The sequence below is a fragment of the Acidithiobacillus sp. genome (assembly GCF_027322205.1).
Taxonomy (GTDB): domain Bacteria; phylum Pseudomonadota; class Gammaproteobacteria; order Acidithiobacillales; family Acidithiobacillaceae; genus Acidithiobacillus.
The window spans coordinates 1-17,241 of sequence record NZ_DAHVHY010000046.1; the positions used below are offsets into that span (position 1 = coordinate 1).

Consider the following 17,241-nt stretch of genomic DNA (forward strand, 5'->3'; position numbering starts at 1 on the left):
CTTCAGTTTTCCGCTGAAGCGACACTCCGGACTTCTTGCTCCCAGTATAGGCAGCTCCACCGTCAACGGCTTTTACCTGGGTATTCCCTATTATTTCGACATATCCCGCAACATGGACGATACCGTCACCGCCAACTATTTCAGCAAGCGCGGCATCATGTTGCAGAATGAATTCCGCTATCTGGAACCCAATTACAGTGGCAAGCTTTATCTGGATCTGCTCCCTTCTGACCAATTGACCCACAAAAATATCTGGGCCATCTCCTGGCAACACAACCAAAATCTGGGCAACGGATTCAGCTTCAACGTCAATTACAACCGCGTCAGCTACAAAAATTTCCTTTCGGATTTTGGTGGCACAGCAGGTTTCAGCAGCAGTTTCGTGGGCGGCATTGGCAACGCGCCCTACATCACCTCTTCCGGTGGCCTGTATTACAACAGTGCGCACATTAACGCTGGCGCCACCTTGCAGGGTTATCAGGGGCTGGTGGCTAACAGTGTTGCCCCCTATTCCCAACTCCCCCGCCTCTTCGCCGATGCCTACTGGCGAGTGGGGCGCAACGGCTATTTCGACTGGCACAGCAGCTTTAACTACTTTTCGGCTTCTGCGGGTCCGGTCGGTCAGCGCCTCGACCTCACCCCCACTCTCGGCTGGCGTTTCAGCCGCGGCTGGGGCTTCTTAGAACCGCAGGCCCGGCTCTACTACAGTCACTACCAGATTCAGCGTAATGCCCCCTATGCACGCGCCACCAATCGCACCTTACCGGCACTCAGCCTCAAGGGCGGCCTCAATTTCGTCCGTTATGGCAGCGACGGCAGCACGGCACTGCTGCAACCCCTATTCAAATACACGTACATTCCCCTGCAGGCCCAGAACGGCATCCCCATTTTCGATGCCAGTCAGCCCTATCAGGACTTTCCGATGATTTTTGAGGATAACAGCCTCTATACCGGCAGCGATCGCATCAACGCTGCCAATCAGGTCGCGCTGGGGCTGCGCGGCACCTGGCTCACGCCCAGCGGTCGCCAGCTCTGGCAAGCGGCTGTCGGCCAGATCCGCTACTTCAACCAGCGCCAGATCAACCTCGCCGGCGATATCGTCCCGCAAAACCAGCAGTCCAATTATTTTTTTGAGGGACAGTACGCGCCCCTTCCGGACATCAACCTCCTCGCCAATTCACAGGTCAACGCCCAGCAACGCAACCTGCAGCGGCTCGACCTGCGCGCCCAGTGGCTGCCCGGTCCACAGCGCGTCATTAACCTTGACTACCGTTTTACCCGTGGCTTCGTAAACCAAACCGGTATTTCCGGTGCCTGGCCGATCTACAAACGCTGGCAGGCGCTCGGCAGCTATCAGTATGATGTCACCAATCACAAGCCGCTGGAGGAGCTCGTAGGGATCGGCTATGATGGTGGTTGCTGGGCAGCCCACATGATGGTCGCACATCAGATCCTCCTCGGCGGGCAGTCCAATAACGTCCTTTATCTGGAGATTGTGTTGCGTGGCCTGACCAGCCTCGGCAACGCCTCAAACGGTTTGCTCGGCCAGTATGTGCCGGGCGCCAGCATGGAGTTTTGATGTCGCTCAAACGCCGTCCTATCTTACTCGCCCTGAGCATCGTTCTGGGCACCGCTCCGGTTTTAACCTGGGCAGGTACGCCTTTTCTCAACCGCAACACCCTGTTGCCGACTACATCGGTGATGGCACCGGGTACGACGACGCATACTTATTTGGAAAACTCTGTCGAAGCACCGACGGCAGCACCGCTACCCGAAAATACCCAGAATCTCGACAAGGTCGTTGCGGTGGTGAACGACAACATCATCACCTCTATGCAACTGGAGCAGCGGGTAAGCGCCGTGCGTGCCCGCCTGCAAACGCAAGACCCCAATGCCATGCCTCCCGAAGACATCCTGCGCCGCCAGGTGCTGCAGCAGATGATCCTCCAGGACATCGAGCTGCAAATTGCGCACCGGGCCGGGATTAAGGTTGACAAGGGGACGCTGGATCAGGCTATCGGCAACCTCGCTCAAGCCAACCACCTCACCTCTGACCAGTTGCGCCAGGCGCTGACCAATCAAGGGCAATCGTGGAAAAGCTTTACCAACGACCTCAGGGATCGCATTCTTGTGGATCGCCTCATGCAGCAGGAAGTGGAGAGCCGGGTCCACATTGGCCCCGACGAGGTGAAAACCTTCGCGCAACAGCTCAAAGAAATGGGCGGCGTGAGTTTCGACCTGCAGCAAATATTCATCCCGCTGCCTGACAACCCGACACCGGACGCCGTCAACGCGGCCCGGCGTGAAGCCGAGCAGGTGCGTGATCGCGTGGTGGCTGGCGAGAGCTTTGCGCGCCTCGCCGGCCAGGTCAGCAGCGGCCACGATGCCTTGCAGGGCGGACGCATCGGCTGGGTCAAGGCAGGCGAACTCCCACCCTCAGTGACCCAAACCCTCCTCCAGTTGAAAGCGGGCGAAATCAGCCCCGTTATCCCGGGGCCTACCGGGTTTCATATTTTCAAGTTGCTCGATGTCAAACATGCGCAACCGACGGTCACCGAGGTCAAAACGGCCATGATCGTCCTGCGGGCCGGCAATGGCCTGCAGTTGCAGGAGGCGGAGGCGCGCGCTCAGGATATCCAACAGGCATTGCAAAATGGTACCCGCTTCTCGGAACTGGCGCGCAATTACAGCCAGGACTCCAGCACTGCCGCAGGCGGTGGAGAAATGGGCTGGGTCGCTCCCGGACAACTGCCAGACAGTCTGGAACGCACCCTGGTCACTTTGCAACCTGGTGGGGTGAGTAGTCCCATCCGCGAAGGAGATGCCATATACATTTTGCACTCTCAGGCGCAGCGCCAGCAGCCGGTTGAGGAAAAGCAAATCATGGCCGCCGCACGCATGCAGCTCTACAACCGTATCGTCCACGAGCGCATGGACGAGTGGCAACGACGCATCCGCGACGGCGCCTACATCGAGATCCTTGAGCCCGATCTGCGCAGCAGCAATGCCTGAGGCTTTTAGGGAGACAAGGCAGACCGTGACAGATCCCGCACGCGCCCGCTTCATACCAACCTGGACCCTGTTTTACAAAGAAACCTTGCGCTTCAGCAAGGTGTGGCTACAGACCATTGCCGCCCCGCTGATCACCACCATTCTCTATCTGGTGGTTTTTGGGCACGCACTAGGCGGACATATATCGGTCTATCCAGGGGTCAGCTATACGGCCTTCATCGTGCCTGGTCTGATGATGATGTCGATCTTGCAAAATGCCTTTGCCAACAGTTCCTCCAGCCTGATTCAAGCCAAGGTGACGGGGAACATCATCTTTCTGCTGTTCAGCCCGCTCAGTCCTACCGAGATATACATCGCCATGGTCGCCGCCTCCGTACTGCGTGGCACATTGGTGGGGATTGCGATCCTTGCACTGGCGCTGTTGTATCTGCAAATACCTCTGCTGCATCCCTTGTGGATCATGGTGTTTACCATTCTGGGCGCGAGCGGCATGGGTTCACTGGGTCTAATTGCCGGACTTTGGGCGGAGAAGTTCGATCAAATCGCTGGTTTCCAAAACTTCATCATCATGCCACTGACTTTTCTTGCCGGGGTCTTTTACTCGGTGCAGTCCCTGCCCGGTGTGTGGCAGCACATATCGCTGTTCAACCCGTTTTTCTACATCATCGATGGGTTTCGCTATGGCTTTTTCGCGGATTCTGATGTCAGTGTGTGGACATGCCTTGGCGTCAGCATCGCCTTCGCGGGCGTGGCAGGTCTTTTCGCCTGGCACCTGCTGGATCGTGGCTACAAGTTGCGCCAGTAGGCGCTTCCGGGTATCTCTCCATTGTCCAGCACAACACGGCCGGGCATAAGTGGCCACATCACACGGCGGCTTTTTTACGTTACACTACACCCTATGAACGCCAATACGATCAAATCACTCATCCAGCAACAACTTCCCGACGCTCTCGTAGAAGTCCTGGGGGACGACGGTGCCCATTTCGAGGCGCTGGTCGTTTCTCCGGCCTTTGTCGGGCTTTCCCTCATCAAGCAGCATCAACTGGTTTATAATGCGCTGGGCGAACGCATGCGCGAAGAGATTCACGCCCTCTCACTGCGCACCCTGACTCCCGAACAGGCACAGCAAATCCATCACCCCGCGGCGCATTAACCGGCGCATCCACAATTTAACGAGGATAACCATGGCAACGATTCAGGAACTCATTCAGGAACAGGTTCAGAAACATCCCGTCGTGCTGTACATGAAGGGCAACCCGCGGGCGCCGCAATGCGGTTTCTCGGCCCGTGCCGTGCAACTGTTGCAGCAGTCAGGCGTCAGGGAGCTCTTTACGGTGGACGTCCTGGCCGACCCGCAGATTCGCGACGGCATCAAGCAGTATTCCAATTGGCCGACCATTCCCCAGCTCTATATTCAGGGTGAGTTTGTCGGCGGGTCAGACATCATGTCCGATCTCTATCAGCAGGGCGAACTGAAGAAGCTGGTCGACAGCGCTCAAGCGGCCAGCGCGAGCTGATTCGAGTCCATGGATAAACTGCTGCTGCGTGGCAATGGCCCCCTGCGTGGTGAATTGCGGATTTCCGGGGCTAAAAACGCGGCCTTGCCGTGTCTCGCCGCCACCCTGCTGGCGCGCGAGCCGGTGCGACTGCGCAATATTCCGCATCTGCGTGACATCACCACGACCTTGGAGTTATTGAGCACACTCGGTGCAAGAGTGCTGGTAGACGGCCAGCTCGGGATTGAGGTCGATCCGCGCCCGGTACATTCGGTCGTCGCTCCTTACGAACTGGTAAAGACCATGCGTGCCTCGATACTGGTACTCGGGCCGCTGCTGGCCCGACACGGCGCGGCGGAAGTGAGCCTGCCTGGTGGCTGCGCCATCGGCAGTCGTCCGGTGAGCGTCCATCTCAGCGGCCTGCAGGCTTTAGGTGCCGAAATCACCGTAGAGGACGGTTTCGTTAAAGCCCAGGCATCGCATCTGCACGGCGCCCACATCGTCATGGAGATGGTCTCCGTCACCGGTACGGAAAACCTACTCATGGCAGCCACCCTCGCCGAGGGACACACCATCCTCGAAAATGCCGCCCGCGAACCGGAAATTGTCGATCTTGCCCGCTGTCTGTCGGCCATGGGAGCGCGCATCTCCGGAGCGGGAACATCGGTCATCGAGATTGAGGGCGTAGCTGAACTGCATGGCGCCGAGCATAGTGTTGCACCGGACCGCATTGAGACGGGAACCTATCTGGTGGCTGCCGCTATGGCTGGCGGCGATGTTTGTCTGAAACGCACCGATGCGGGCCTGCTGGAGAGTGTCATCCTCAAACTACGGGAAGCGGGGGCTGAAGTAACGACCGAGGCGGACACGATCCGCATCCGCATGACGCGCAGGCCACAGGCGGTGGATGTGCGCACGGCGCCCTATCCGGCCTTCCCCACGGACATGCAGGCGCAGTTTATGGCGATGAACTGCATCGCCGAAGGGAGCGGCGTCATCACCGAAACCATCTTCGAAAACCGCTTTATGCACGTCTCTGAATTGCGGAGACTGGGTGCCGACATCAACGCCGACGGCAAGACCGCCGTAGTACGCGGGGTATCCCGCCTGCGCGGTGCGCCGGTGATGGCAACCGACCTGCGGGCATCCGCCTCACTGGTCCTGGCGGGGCTGGTGGCGGAGGGCGAAACCCTCATCGACCGTATATACCATCTGGATCGCGGTTATGAGGTCATTGAAGAGAAACTCAGTGCCTTAGGGGCGGATATCCGCCGGATCAGCAGCAGGAGCGCCGCATGAGTATCGGTATCACCATCGCGCTATCCAAGGGGCGGATTCTGCAAGAAGCCCTTCCCCTGTTCGCGGGGGCAGGCATCCATCTGACGGAAGATCCTGAGGAGTCCCGCAAGCTGATCATCCCCAGCACGGATCCTGCGGTGCGTTTTCTGGTGATCCGCGCCAGTGATGTGCCGACCTACGTGACCTGGGGCGCTGCTGATGTGGGTATCGCTGGCAAGGATGTACTGCTGGAGCAGGAAGGCTTGGATCTTTATGAGCCCCTCGACCTGCGCATCGGCATCTGCCACATGGCCGTGGCCGAGCCTGCCAGCCTGGCGGCCCACGATGCCCCGCAAAACTGGGAACGGGTGCGCATTGCGACCAAATATCCCCATATCACCCGCAACTATTTCCATGCTCGCGGTGTGCAGACGGAAATCATCAAGTTATACGGCAGCATGGAACTGGCACCTCTGGTCGGTCTCGCCGATCGCATTGTCGACCTGGTATCCAGCGGTCGGACGCTCAAAGAAAATGGACTGGTGGAGGTGGAGAAAATCATGCCCATTTCCAGCCGCCTGGTGGTCAACCGTGCGGCCATGAAACTCAAGCGCCACGCCATCGAAACCCTCATCAGCCAACTGGAGGCGCAAGTCGCATCATGAACCGTCTGGACACCCGCAACCCCGATTTCGCTCAGCAGTTTCACGCCCTGCATGACTGGGACGCCAACCTGGATCCGCAGATTGAAGAGCGGGTGCGGGAGATTGTCGCTGCGGTCCGCGATCGGGGCGACGCGGCGTTACGTGAATACACCGAGCGCTTTGACGGCCTGCGTACGAATTCGTCCGCCGACCTGGAAATCCCTCGCCGCCACTGGGAGCAGGCCCTCAATGGCCTGGAGCCAAGGCAGCGCGCAGCCCTGGAAAAGGCGGCGCAACGTATCCGCAGTTACCACGAACACCAGCGCAGCGCAAGCTGGACCTTTACCGAGGCCGATGGCACGGTGCTGGGCCAGCGCATCCTGCCCCTGTCCCGGGTGGGGATTTACGTGCCCGGTGGCAAGGCCGCTTATCCCAGTTCGGTGCTGATGAATGCCATCCCCGCGCATGTGGCGGGCGTGCAGGAAATCATCATGACCGTCCCCACCCCCCAGGGGCAGGTGAATCCTTGGGTGCTGGCGGCGGCGGCTATTTCCGGGGTGGATCGGGTATTCCGTGTCGGCGGCGCGCAGGCGATAGCGGCGCTGGCCTATGGTACAGAGGGTATCCCGGCAGTAGATAAAATTGTCGGCCCCGGTAATATTTATGTGGCCACCGCCAAGCGTATGGTCTTCGGCCGGGTCGGCATTGATATGATTGCCGGACCCAGCGAAATCCTCGTCATCAGCGATGGCTCGGCACCGGCCGAATGGCTGGCCTGGGACCTGCTCTCCCAGGCAGAACATGATGAACTGGCCCAGAGTATCCTCATCAGTTGGGACGACGCCCACATCGAGTTGGTGCTCACCGCCGTTGATGCGGCGCTGAACGTACTTGATCGCGCGCCCATCGCCCGCAAGAGCTGGGCCGACCGGGGTGCGGTGATTCGTGTGCGCGACCGTGCCGAGGCCTGCGCCATTGCCGACAGCATCGCGCCGGAACATCTGGAGCTGGCCGTGCAGAATCCTGAAGACTGGCTGGCGGATATCCACAATGCCGGGGCCATCTTCATGGGCATCCACAGTTGCGAGGCCCTCGGCGACTATGTGGCTGGCCCCAACCATGTGCTGCCCACGGGCGGCAGTGCACGTTTCTCCTCACCCCTCGGCGTCTATGATTTCGTCAAGCGCAGCAGCCTCATTCACAGCAGCCCCGCTGGCGCCGCGCAACTGGGGCGGATCGCCGAGCGCCTCGCCCTGGGCGAAGGTCTGACGGCTCATGCCCGTTCAGCGGCCTGCCGTATCCCCAAAGCCGGGTCATGAGCGACAGCGCAACAACCGCCCTGATGCAGAGCCTGCTCCGCCCGGAGTTGCTGGCCAGCAAGGCCTATGCGGTGGCGGCCGATGAGGGGCTCATCAAGCTCGACGCCATGGAGAATCCCTACGGCCTGCCTGTAGGACTGCGCGAACAATGGCTGCACAGCTTGGCCGATGCACCTCTCAATCGCTACCCTGACGCGCATCCGGCCGCCCTCGTCGACGCCCTCAGGGCGCACATCGGCCTGCCCACCGGGGTGGAGCTCATGCTCGGCAACGGCTCCGACGAACTGATCCAGATTCTGGTGACCGCCGTAGCCGGTAGCCAGCGCCCCATCATGGCTGTGGATCCCAGTTTCGTCATGTACCGCCTGCTGGCGCAACAGCTTGGTCTGTCTTTTGTGGGCGTTCCCCTGGATGCGGACTTCCATCTGGACCTCCCGGCCATGCTGACCGCCATCACCGCGCAACAGCCCGCCATCATTTTCCTCGACTGGCCCAACAATCCCAGTGGCAGTCTCTTCCCCGAGACCGATCTGGAAGCTATTGTCGCTGCGGCGCCGGGCCTGGTGGTGGTGGACGAGGCCTATCACGCTTTCAGTCAGACGACCTTTGCCGATCGCCTGGGACGCACCCCCAACCTCCTCTTGCTCCGCACCCTGTCCAAGGAGGGCCTGGCAGGGTTGCGGCTGGGGATGCTAGCAGGGCCTACCGCATGGATTCAGGAACTGGATAAGCTGCGCCTGCCTTACAACATCAATGTGCTCACCCAGCGCAGTGCATCCTTCTACCTGCGTCATACCGAAGTGCTGGACGCCCAGGCCGAAATTCTGCGTGCCGAGCGGGAACGGCTCTTCAAGGCCATCCGCGCCTGCGGTCTTCCGACCTGGCCCAGCGCCGCCAATTTCCTGCTCTTTCACGCCCCCGGGCGGGCTGCGGCGCTGTTCTCAGGACTGCGTGAAGGCGGGGTGCTTATCAAAGCCTTTACAGGCCACCCCCGTCTCAGCGACTATCTACGGGTCAGCGTCGGCACACCGGCCGAAAATGATCGCTTTCTGGCCGTACTGGAGTCTTTACTGTGAATCCGCGTCAAGCCGAAGTCGAAAGAAACACCCTCGAAACCCAGATCCGTGTCACCCTGAATCTCGATGGTTCCGGGCAGGCCAACCTGCACACCGGGTTACCCTTTCTTGACCACATGATCCACCAGATCGTCCGTCATGGCCTTTTCGACATGCACATTCAGGCTCAGGGCGATCTGGATATCGACGCTCACCACACGGTGGAAGACATCGGCATCACCCTCGGTCAGGCCTTTGCCCGCGCCGTGGGGGACAAGGCCGGCATCCAGCGCTATGGCCATGCCTACGTGCCTCTGGACGAGGCGCTGTCGCGGGTGGTGGTGGACCTTTCCGGCCGTCCCGGACTGATCTTCGCGGTCGAATTCCCCCGCGCTCAGGTGGGCGGCTTTGATGTGGATCTCTTCCATGAATTCTTTCAGGGCTTCGTCAACCACGCACAGGTGACACTGCATCTGGACGCTTTGCGTGGCAACAATGCCCACCACATCGCCGAGACCCTCTTCAAGGCCTGTGGCCGCGCCCTGCGCATGGCTGTCGCCCCTGATCCGCGCATGGCGGGCGCCGTACCCAGCACCAAGGGCACCCTGACCCGATGAGCGCCACCACGACCCGCGTCGGTATTGTCGACTATGGCATGGGCAACCTCTATTCGGTGGCCAAGGCCGTGGAGTATCTGGGCGGCAAGGCGATTGTCAGTGGTCGGGCCAGCGAACTGGCCACCACGGACCGCATCATCTTCCCCGGCGTCGGCGCCTTCGGCGACTGCATGGCGGCGCTGGAAGCCCGTGAGCTCAGCGACTTCGTCCGCGTTGCGGCGCAGACTCGGCCCTTCCTCGGCATCTGCCTCGGGATGCAGATGCTCATGGACAGCAGTGTGGAGCATGGCGAACACGCCGGGCTCGGTTTGCTGCCGGGGCGGGTCATCTCCTTTCCCGAAGAAGCCCTGCAGGCCGCGGATGGCAGGCGCCTGAAAATTCCCCACATGGGCTGGAACGATCTGCATCAACTCGTGGAACACCCGCTTTTTGCTGGCGTTCCCCAGAATGCCTACTTTTACTTCGTCCATTCCTTCTATGTGGAACCCTCCGCCCCCGAGATACTCGCGGCCTTCAGCGATTACGCCTTTCCCTTCTGTGCGGCGGTGGCGGCGGATAACCTGTTCGCCCTGCAATGCCACCCGGAAAAGAGCGGCACGGCAGGCCTGCGCCTGCTCGGAAACTTTCTCGGCTGGAACGGCGATTGCGGAGCCAACTGTGCGATTTGATGCTGTTTTCTGGAACAACCTTGTGTGGAGGAAATTGTCATGCTGTTGATTCCGGCCATCGACCTCAAGGGCGGGAACTGTGTGCGCTTACGGCAGGGCCGGATGGAAGAGCACACGGTATTCTCGGATGATCCGGTCGCCACGGCGCAGCGCTGGGTGGAAGCGGGCGCCAAACGCCTGCACATCGTCGATCTCGACGGCGCCGTACAGGGGGAACCGGTGAATGCGCAAGCGATCGCCGCCATCTGCGCGCACTTTCCCGATCTCGAAATCCAGGTCGGCGGTGGCATCCGCAGCGAAGAGCAGATTGAAACCTACATCCAGGCTGGGGTCCGTTATGTGATCATCGGCACCCAGGCCGTTAAAGCCCCGGGCTTCGTCGCCGACGCCGCAGTGAGTTTCCCCGGCCATATCATGGTGGGCATTGACGCCCGCGACGGCAAAGTCGCCACCGAAGGCTGGTCAAAACTCTCCCGTCACGACCCCATTGACCTCGCCCGGCACTTTGCCGCCGACGGTATTGAGGCCATCATTTACACCGACATCAGCCGCGACGGCATGCTCAGCGGCCCGAACATTTCCGCAACCGTGGCGCTGGCCCAGGCTGTGCCAGTACCAGTCATCGCCTCGGGCGGCATCGCCAATCTGGAGCAGGTGCTGGCGCTCAAGGCCTACGAGGGTGACGGCGTCACCGGCGCCATTACCGGCCGCGCCATTTATGAAGGAACCCTGGACTTTAGCCAGGCCCGCGCCCAGGCCGAGGCCTAAGCAGATGCTCGCTAAGCGCATCATACCCTGCCTGGACATCGACCACGGTCGTGTGGTGAAGGGCGTCCAGTTCGTCGCCCTGCGCGACGCCGGTGACCCGGTGGAGGTGGCCAAACGCTACAACGATGAGGGTGCTGATGAGATTACCTTTCTCGACATTTCCGCCAGTTATGAAGAGCGCCGCACCCTGGCCGATGTGGTGTCTGCCGTGGCTGCCCAAGTCTTCATTCCCCTGACTGTCGGTGGTGGTGTGCGTTGCGTCGAAGACATCCGCACCTTACTTCTCGCCGGTGCCGACAAGGTCAGCATCAACAGCGCCGCCGTCAATGAACCAGCACTGGTGCGCGCCGCCGCCCGGCGTTTCGGCAACTCCTGCATCGTCGTCGCCATCGACGCCAAGCGGGTGGACGGCCACTGGGAAGTCTTTACCCACGGCGGTCGGCGCAGTACCGGCCTGGATGCGGTGGCTTGGGCGCAGCAAATGGCCGAATATGGTGCCGGCGAAATCCTGCTCACCAGCATGGACCGGGACGGTACGGGGATCGGTTTTGATCTCGCCCTCACCCGCGCCGTCAGCGATGCCGTGCCAATACCCGTGATCGCCTCGGGGGGCGTCGGAGAAATTCAGCACTTCGCCGAAGGCATCCAGCAAGGGCATGCCGATGCGGCATTGGCCGCCAGCGTCTTCCACTTCGGCCAGTTTCGCATCTCCGAGGTCAAGGCACAGATGGCTGCTGCGGGGATTCCAGTGCGCGAAACCCGCTAACGCGCGCAGTGCATCTGTTGTCAGGCGTACCTGCGTATTCTTGTGAGTAGACAGACATTAACGAGGGGTGCTGACCATCATGGGTGAACCGAAAGCACGGCACGCCGCCATACTCGCCGCTGTACACTGGAATGCAGATGGCCTGGTACCCGCCATTGCTCAGGATGCACGCAGCGGCCAGGTACTGATGCTGGCCTGGATGAATGCCGAGGCCTTGCTGGCGACGCTTCATGACGGCATGGGCACCTACTGGTCGCGCTCCCGGCAGGCGCTCTGGCGTAAAGGTGAGACCTCCGGCCATATTCAACATCTGGTGGATCTACGCCTCGACTGTGATGGCGACACCATTCTTATGCGTGTCATTCAGGAAGGTCCTGCCTGCCACACGGGAGAGAAAACCTGCTTCTTCCTCGGCCAACCCGGTACCGATGGCTGGCAGCATCAGGCCCCGCCGCCCGGCAGCATCCTCGATAGTTTGCAGGCCACACTGCACCGTCGGCGAGCGGCTGATCCCGGCCAGTCCTACGTAGCACAACTGCTCCGTGGAGGCCAGGATCGGATCTTGAAAAAGGTGGGAGAAGAAGCCACCGAATTTGTCATCGCCTGCAAGAATTCTGAGTCGCAACCGATTATTGCAGAGGCCGCAGACCTCCTGTTTCACCTGATGGTGGCCTTGGAGGAACAGGAATTGCATATTGATGACGTCCTCGGGGAACTGGCGCGACGTGAAGGGATTTCCGGCCTGGAAGAGAAAGCGGCACGACGTCCGCAAGCTTGACGCAACCGCTTTATTTTCCTATGGTCCAAGGGTTAGTTGTAGTGCGTAAACCCCCGCGGGGGGAGGAGAGCAGTCATGGGCGCTTTTAGTATCTGGCATCTGGTCATCATTTTGTTAATCGTGGTCGCGCTGTTTGGCACCGCAAAACTGCGTCACGTAGGTTCGGACCTGGGTGCTGCCATCAAGAGCTTCCGCTCCGCCGTCAAGGAAGAGGAAGAAAAGAAGGAAAGCATCGGTCACACTATCGATGCCGAGGTCCAGCCCAGCAAAGAACACGAAACCGTTAACCGCTGATCGCTTATGTTCGACTTCAGCTTTGGCGAGCTCGCACTGCTCGGGATTATTGCGCTGCTCGTGGTCGGGCCGGAGAAAATGCCCGAGCTCGCGCGCACCGCGGGGAGATGGTACGGCGCCATGCGGCGTACCATGACCGGTCTGCGCTCTGAGGTCGAACAGCAGTTGTTGCTGGATGATCTGCGTCAGGAAGCCAACAAACTGCGCGACTATGCCAAAGAGGAATTGCTGCCTGCCGATATCACCGCTTCAGACACTCTGAAAACGGTTGGTGAGGAGCCCGCAGTGCAGGAAGAGCATAGGCAGGGTGAACTCGACATTATGTCGACAGCGGTACAACATGCGGACCAGCCAGGACCGGAAGACCGCGTACATTGATTTCGAGCCTGATTCGTACCTGATGCACTGGCAGAGTTCGCCGATATTATGTCGGCACACTACAGCTTGGGCCTCCGCCAAATATTTTGCCGCTTTCACTCATACCTCAATACCGCCTAAGGATATTTTTTAAGCATGGATAAGTTGGCGGAGAATACCTTTATCGGCCATTTGCTGGAATTGCGCCGCCGCGTATTATTCGCAGTAATCGCTATTTTTACCGGTTTTTTGGTTTCTTATCCCTTCTCCAAAACGATTTATAATATTCTTGCTGCCCCCCTCATTGAGGTATTACCAAAGGGCAGCCACCTCATTTACACCAGTTTGCCCGAAGTATTTCTGACTTACGTGCAGCTTTCCTTGCTGTCCGGCTTTGTTCTGGCATTACCCGTCGTACTCTACCAATTCTGGGCCTTCATCGCGCCAGGCCTTTATGCGCATGAGCGCAAGGCCTTTTTCCCGCTGATTTTTGCCTCTATTTTCCTGTTCATCGGCGGGATGCTGTTCGCTTACTTTATCGTCTTCCCCAATGCCTTCCGATTTTTCGTGAGTTTTTCGGGCGGTGACATTACCGCCATGCCCAAAGTCGATAGTTATCTCTCGCTTATCGTCAAATTCTCGCTCGCCTTTGGCCTGGCCTTCCAGATCCCCATTCTCATTGTGGTACTGGTACGCATCGGGGTGCTTCAGGTGGCTACACTGCGTCGCAGCCGCCGCTATGCCTTCCTGATCTGTGCCATCGCCTCGGCAGTACTTAGTCCTCCCGATGTGTTATCCATGATAATGCTCCTCATTCCTATGTACATGCTCTTTGAAGTCGGCTTGTTCTTCGCGGCGCGTTTACCGGCAGCCCGGTCCGCGGAAGAAGATACCGCTGATGATGCGGCAGAGCCGTCACGCAGCGCTGCTGACGAGATGGATGCTGCCGAGGAGAGTTTTCGGGACAGGGATGAGGATGAACCGAATTGAGAAAGAATTCCAGACGCATGTTGTTGTCGATGAACACACAATGGATACGCCTACCCATAAGATAGATTGTTTTCGTAACAGCATCGCCCTGGAAATTGAATGGAACAATAAAGATCCCTTCTATGATCGTGACCTCAATAATTTTCGTTTGCTATTTGACTTGCGTGCCATTAGCGTAGGAGTGATCATCACTCGTTGCGACAATCTGCAGGAAATATTTAATCAACTGGGAAGGGGTTCCTCTTATGGCGCGTCAACCACACATATGAGTAAACTTCTTCCCCGTATTGAGGGTGGCGGCGGGGGCGGTTGTCCTTTGCTGGTATTCGGTATTACTCAATCACTCTATACAGTGGACGAATAATAATGAGCGCATCTGACGATTTGCTGGAAGCGGTAGGGAAAAGAAAATTCACCACCATTCTCGCCGATCCGCCCTGGCAGTTTCAGAACAGGACCGGGAAAATGGCACCAGAGCACAAGCGCCTCTCCCGATACTCAACAATGACTCTGCAAGAAATAGGTGTACGAGGAAAAAATGCCCGGACCTTGCAGCCGGGGAGAAGTCAGGAAAACATCATTTCGTCACAAAAGCGCGAGCATAGCCGCAAACCGGACGAGCAATACGCCATCATTGAGGCATGCAGCCCCGGACCCTATCTTGAACTATTCGCCAGAGGTCCCCGTAAAGGGTGGTCCGTATGGGGAAATCAGGCTGAGGGGTACGCGCCGAGTTGGGATACATATTCCAATCATTCACAATCAAATGTGATTCCACTCAAGCAGAAAAAATTATTGTAACCCATCCAAAGTGGGCGTTACCCTCACCCCCGAAAAACCACCCGCCCCTCCACCAACGTATAGCGCACCTGCCCCCGCAACTCCCACTGGCCATAGGGAAGATTCCGGCCCCGGCTCCATTGCCGCGCCGGCTCCACGGTGAAATAGGACTCCGGATCGAAGATACAGAGGTCAGCGGCGGCGCCGACAGCCAGGGATGGCGCGGGCAAACCAAGGGCCTGGGCCGGGCCGACACTCAGCAGGCTCAGCACCGTCATCAAATCCACCACCCCTTCATCCACCAGCCGCAGCGTCAGGGGCAGAAGCCATTCCACGGACGCAATACCGAAGGGCGCCTGGGTAAAGGTCATGCCCTCGCGGTCCACGCCCCAGGGGCTGTGATCACTGCTGATGGCCGTTATAACGCCCGTAGCCAACGCATGGCGCAGGGCATCGCGCTCTGCAGTAGGGCGCAAGGGCGGCAGAATCTTGGCGTGGAGATTGAAGAAACCGACATCCTGCTCGCTGAGCAGCAGGTGATGGATACTCACCCCACAAGTCACCGGTTCATCACTCTGCCTGGCCGCCGCAACCTCGGCCACCGCCGCGGCGGTACTCAAATGCGGAAAATGGATGGGACAACCGCTGAGCGCGGCAATGGCGATATCCCGCTGCACGCCGATCTGCTCCGCCGCCGCCGGGCGACCGGTCAGGCCTAAACGGATGCTCAGACGGCCTTCGTGCATCACCCCATGGGCCGCCAACTCTGGCTCTTCGCCATGGAGCAATACGGGCAAGCCCAAATCCGCCGCGTAGCTCAGCGCCAGCCGCAACAAGGCCGCGCTGGGTACCGGTTCCTTGGCCTGACTAAAGGCAATGGCGCCCGCCTCGGCCAAACTCGCCATCTCCGTCAGTGCCGCACCTTGAAGCTGGGTCGTAAGGGCACCGGACAAATGCACCTTGGCCAGGACCAAACGATCCGCCAGGATGCGCTGCCCCTGTAAAACGGCCGGGGTATCCGCCATGGGTTGGGTATCCGGCCGCAGCAAAACCTGAGTCACGCCACCAGCCACCGCCGCGCATAATTCACTGGCAAGATCACCATCCCGGCCATGACCGGGCGTGTGCGCCTGAAAAGAGGTTTCGACGAAACCGGGGCAGGCGATCAAGCCACTGCCATCCAGCACCTCTTCTGCGGTAAAATCAGGAGGCAGGGGTCCCCGCGCGACAATCCGGCCGTCGGCTATGGCCAGATCGGTGACCGCGTCAAAGCCATCGCCGGGGTCCATGACCCGAATATTGCGTATGATTCTGTGCATGGTCCTCACTCCCCGCCCGCCGCGCCAACGAGGATGGTGAGCACCGCCATCCGCACCGCCAGACCATGGGCTACCTGTTGGAGAATCACTGACTGAGCACCATCGGCCACCTCCGAGGCGATTTCCACCCCGCGGTTCATGGGGCCCGGATGCAGCACCAGCGCGCCAGGTTCTGCCCACTGCAAGCGCTCCGGGGTCAGCCCGAAGCGGCGATGAAATTCATCGAGACTGGGCAGACGGTGCGACTCCATGCGCTCCCGTTGCAGGCGCAGGGCGCAAATCACATCCACCCCGCGCAAACCGGCCTGCAGATCGTGGTAGACATGCACCCCCAGCGCCGAGAGTTCTTCGGGTACCAGGGTACGCGGGCCGATGACGCGAATTTCCGGGCAGCCGAGAATGGACAAGGCATGAATCTGCGAGCGCGCCACCCGCGAATGCAGCACATCACCCACAATGGCCACCACCCGGTCTTCAATCGGCCCCGCCAGACGGCGGATGGTGAACACATCCAGCAGGGCCTGGGTGGGATGGGCGTGCTGACCGTCACCGGCATTCACTACCAGCGCCGAGTCGCCGAGTTGGCGCGCGACCAGATGAGCCGCTCCCGCTTCCGGATGGCGGATGACAAAACCATCCACCTGCATGGCCATCAGATTATTGACCGTATCCATGAGGGATTCGCCCTTGCTGGCACTACTGGTGCTGACGGCGATATTCAGCACATCCGCCGAGAGACGCTTGGCGGCCAGTTCAAAGGTGCTGCGGGTCCGTGTGCTGTTTTCAAAAAAGAGATTGACGATGGTGCGCCCGCGCAGGGTGGGCGTCTTTTTGACACTGCGCTTTGCGATGCTGAGGAACGACTCCGCCGTATCGAGAATCTGCAACAATTCCCGCTCCCGCAATCCTTCGGTACTGAGCAGATGACGCAGACGACCCTGGGCGTCGTATTGCGGGTTTCCTTCACCAAAACGAAAGGTGGCGGCGCTCATGGCTGCAGCCTCCGCTGCTCCAACTCCAAACGCAACGGATCGGGGCCGCGCAGCTTGATGTGCTCGCCCGCTGTGGCATTCAGGCGCAGCGCCGCCACATCGGCGGCC

21 protein-coding genes are annotated in these 17,241 nt (G+C 59.6%); 19 read left to right on the top strand and 2 right to left on the bottom strand.

Annotated elements, in window-relative coordinates; all coding sequences use genetic code 11:
- The 19 genes from M7F93_RS08080 to M7F93_RS08170 form a co-directional block, all read left to right on the top strand.
- The coding region (locus tag M7F93_RS08080; RefSeq protein WP_298171692.1) for an LPS-assembly protein LptD at positions 1–1,579 on the top strand (1,579 nt) is incomplete at its 5' end.
- Entirely contained in the window at positions 1,579–3,012 is a 1,434-nt protein-coding gene (locus M7F93_RS08085; RefSeq protein WP_298171695.1) for a peptidylprolyl isomerase, read from the top strand. The genes M7F93_RS08080 and M7F93_RS08085, both read left to right, overlap by 1 nt.
- Positions 3,013–3,037: 25 nt before the next feature.
- Positions 3,038–3,817, top strand: coding sequence for an ABC transporter permease (locus M7F93_RS08090; RefSeq protein ID WP_298171698.1), 780 nt, complete (start codon positions 3,038–3,040; stop codon positions 3,815–3,817).
- A 93-nt stretch (positions 3,818–3,910) separates the two neighbouring features.
- Positions 3,911–4,165: a BolA family protein gene (locus tag M7F93_RS08095; RefSeq protein WP_298171700.1), complete on the top strand. Its 255-nt coding sequence runs from the start codon at positions 3,911–3,913 to the stop codon at positions 4,163–4,165.
- Positions 4,166–4,196: 31 nt separating this feature from the next.
- Positions 4,197–4,529: a Grx4 family monothiol glutaredoxin gene (gene grxD, locus M7F93_RS08100; RefSeq protein ID WP_298171702.1), complete on the top strand. Its 333-nt coding sequence runs from the start codon at positions 4,197–4,199 to the stop codon at positions 4,527–4,529.
- Positions 4,530–4,538: 9 nt separating this feature from the next.
- Positions 4,539–5,807 (top strand): UDP-N-acetylglucosamine 1-carboxyvinyltransferase, encoded by a 1,269-nt coding sequence (murA, locus tag M7F93_RS08105; protein WP_298171704.1) that lies wholly within the window; start codon positions 4,539–4,541, stop codon positions 5,805–5,807.
- Positions 5,804–6,451, top strand: coding sequence for an ATP phosphoribosyltransferase (gene hisG / locus M7F93_RS08110; RefSeq protein WP_298171707.1), 648 nt, complete (start codon positions 5,804–5,806; stop codon positions 6,449–6,451). Before murA ends, hisG begins: the two co-directional genes overlap by 4 nt.
- A complete protein-coding gene (gene hisD / locus M7F93_RS08115; RefSeq protein ID WP_298171710.1) occupies positions 6,448–7,749 on the top strand; it encodes a histidinol dehydrogenase in 1,302 nt (433 codons plus the stop codon). Before hisG ends, hisD begins: the two co-directional genes overlap by 4 nt.
- Positions 7,746–8,825 carry a histidinol-phosphate transaminase gene (hisC, locus tag M7F93_RS08120; RefSeq protein WP_298171713.1) on the top strand — a complete coding sequence of 360 codons (1,080 nt, stop codon included), beginning with the start codon at positions 7,746–7,748 and terminating at the stop codon, positions 8,823–8,825. The genes hisD and hisC overlap by 4 nt, the downstream gene beginning before the upstream one ends.
- A complete protein-coding gene (hisB, locus tag M7F93_RS08125) occupies positions 8,822–9,421 on the top strand; it encodes an imidazoleglycerol-phosphate dehydratase HisB (RefSeq protein ID WP_298171716.1) in 600 nt (199 codons plus the stop codon). Before hisC ends, hisB begins: the two co-directional genes overlap by 4 nt.
- Entirely contained in the window at positions 9,418–10,089 is a 672-nt protein-coding gene (gene hisH / locus M7F93_RS08130; RefSeq protein ID WP_298171719.1) for an imidazole glycerol phosphate synthase subunit HisH, read from the top strand. Before hisB ends, hisH begins: the two co-directional genes overlap by 4 nt.
- A gap of 39 nt (positions 10,090–10,128) precedes the next feature.
- The gene (gene hisA / locus M7F93_RS08135) at positions 10,129–10,857 is read left to right on the top strand and encodes a 1-(5-phosphoribosyl)-5-[(5-phosphoribosylamino)methylideneamino]imidazole-4-carboxamide isomerase (protein ID WP_298171722.1); all 729 of its coding nucleotides are present in this window, start codon (positions 10,129–10,131) and stop codon (positions 10,855–10,857) included.
- 4 nt (positions 10,858–10,861) lie between these two features.
- On the top strand, positions 10,862–11,623 hold the full coding sequence (hisF, locus tag M7F93_RS08140; RefSeq protein WP_298171725.1) for an imidazole glycerol phosphate synthase subunit HisF: 762 nt from the start codon (positions 10,862–10,864) through the stop codon (positions 11,621–11,623).
- A 79-nt stretch (positions 11,624–11,702) separates the two neighbouring features.
- On the top strand, positions 11,703–12,401 hold the full coding sequence (hisIE, locus tag M7F93_RS08145) for a bifunctional phosphoribosyl-AMP cyclohydrolase/phosphoribosyl-ATP diphosphatase HisIE (RefSeq protein ID WP_298171731.1): 699 nt from the start codon (positions 11,703–11,705) through the stop codon (positions 12,399–12,401).
- Positions 12,402–12,476: 75 nt separating this feature from the next.
- A complete protein-coding gene (locus M7F93_RS08150; protein WP_298171734.1) occupies positions 12,477–12,695 on the top strand; it encodes a Sec-independent protein translocase subunit TatA in 219 nt (72 codons plus the stop codon).
- Positions 12,696–12,701: 6 nt separating this feature from the next.
- Positions 12,702–13,073 (top strand): Sec-independent protein translocase protein TatB, encoded by a 372-nt coding sequence (gene tatB / locus M7F93_RS08155; RefSeq protein ID WP_298171737.1) that lies wholly within the window; start codon positions 12,702–12,704, stop codon positions 13,071–13,073.
- Between the two features lie 135 nt (positions 13,074–13,208).
- Positions 13,209–14,042 (top strand): twin-arginine translocase subunit TatC, encoded by an 834-nt coding sequence (tatC, locus tag M7F93_RS08160; protein ID WP_298171740.1) that lies wholly within the window; start codon positions 13,209–13,211, stop codon positions 14,040–14,042.
- Positions 14,029–14,406: a BglII/BstYI family type II restriction endonuclease gene (locus M7F93_RS08165; protein ID WP_298171743.1), complete on the top strand. Its 378-nt coding sequence runs from the start codon at positions 14,029–14,031 to the stop codon at positions 14,404–14,406. The genes tatC and M7F93_RS08165 overlap by 14 nt, the downstream gene beginning before the upstream one ends.
- A gap of 2 nt (positions 14,407–14,408) precedes the next feature.
- Positions 14,409–14,843, top strand: coding sequence for an MT-A70 family methyltransferase (locus tag M7F93_RS08170; RefSeq protein ID WP_298171746.1), 435 nt, complete (start codon positions 14,409–14,411; stop codon positions 14,841–14,843).
- A 23-nt stretch (positions 14,844–14,866) separates the two neighbouring features.
- On the opposite strand, the gene M7F93_RS08175 is transcribed toward M7F93_RS08170, so the two are convergent.
- Together M7F93_RS08175 and M7F93_RS08180 are read right to left on the bottom strand one after the other, a co-directional pair.
- A complete protein-coding gene (locus M7F93_RS08175) occupies positions 14,867–16,141 on the bottom strand; it encodes a dihydroorotase (protein WP_298171749.1) in 1,275 nt (424 codons plus the stop codon).
- Positions 16,142–16,146: 5 nt separating this feature from the next.
- Positions 16,147–17,133: an aspartate carbamoyltransferase catalytic subunit gene (locus M7F93_RS08180; RefSeq protein ID WP_298171751.1), complete on the bottom strand. Its 987-nt coding sequence runs from the start codon at positions 17,131–17,133 to the stop codon at positions 16,147–16,149.
- Between the last annotated feature and the right edge of the window lie 108 nt (positions 17,134–17,241).